This window comes from Cognatilysobacter terrigena (assembly GCF_004361065.1).
Lineage (GTDB): Bacteria > Pseudomonadota > Gammaproteobacteria > Xanthomonadales > Xanthomonadaceae > Cognatilysobacter > Cognatilysobacter terrigena.
The window spans coordinates 1-938 of sequence record NZ_SELT01000088.1; the positions used below are offsets into that span (position 1 = coordinate 1).

General features: G+C 67.4%; 1 protein-coding gene. It reads left to right on the forward strand.

The window, feature by feature from the left end; translation table 11 throughout:
- Positions 1-27 precede the first annotated feature (27 nt).
- Positions 28-938: HAMP domain-containing protein (locus EVS83_RS15505; protein WP_208108788.1), on the forward strand; the 911-nt coding region annotated here is incomplete at its 3' end.

The window sequence follows — 938 nt, forward strand, 5'->3', positions numbered from 1 at the left end:
GGGGATGGGCGTTTTCTCGAGAATCACGTGACCGAAGCCACCGCGCGGCGCACCCGTTCCGCCGCCAAGTCCGCGGCCCGTCCACCCGTCTTTGATGATCCGCTGCAGGCCCTGCTTGCCGCGATGACCGCCGTGGGCGAAGGCAACTTCGACGTCCAGCTGCCGGGCCATTGGGACGGAATCGAAGGCCGCCTTGCCGCGGCCTTCAACGAAATCGTCGTGCACAACCGTGCGCTGGCCGATGAACTCGGTCGCGTGCGCCAGGCCGTGGGTCGCGAAGGCCAGACGCGCCAGCGCATCGCGCCGGCCGCGCGCCGCGGCCAGTGGGCGCAGATGGAGCGCTCGGTCAACGAGCTGGTCGACGACCTGGTGCGTCCGGTCGACACGATCACCGAGGCGATCGCCGGCGTGTCGAAGGGCGACCTCACGCGTTTCGTGCCGCTCGACGCCGAAGGCCGTCCGCTGCAGGGCGAGTTCCTGCGCTCGGCGACGATCGTCAATCGAATGATCGAGCAGATGGGCGAGTTCTCGTCCGAGGTGACTCGCGTCGCGCTCGAAGTCGGTACCGCCGGCCTGCTCGGCGGCCAGGCGAAGGTGAAGGGCGTATCGGGCGTCTGGAAGGACCTCACCGATTCGGTGAACCAGATGGCGTCCAACCTGACCGCGCAGGTGCGAAACATCTCGGAGGTGACGATCGCGGTCGCGAACGGCGACCTTTCGCGAAAGATTACCGTGGACGTGCGCGGCGAAATCCTCCAGCTCAAGGAAGCCATCAATACGATGGTGGACCAGCTGCGCGGCTTCGCGTCGGAAGTGACGCGCGTCGCCCGAGAAGTTGGTACCGAAGGCAAGCTCGGCGGCCAGGCGATCGTGCCGGGCGTCGCGGGCACCTGGAAGGACCTCACCGACTCGGTGAACGCGATGGCGTCGAACCTGAC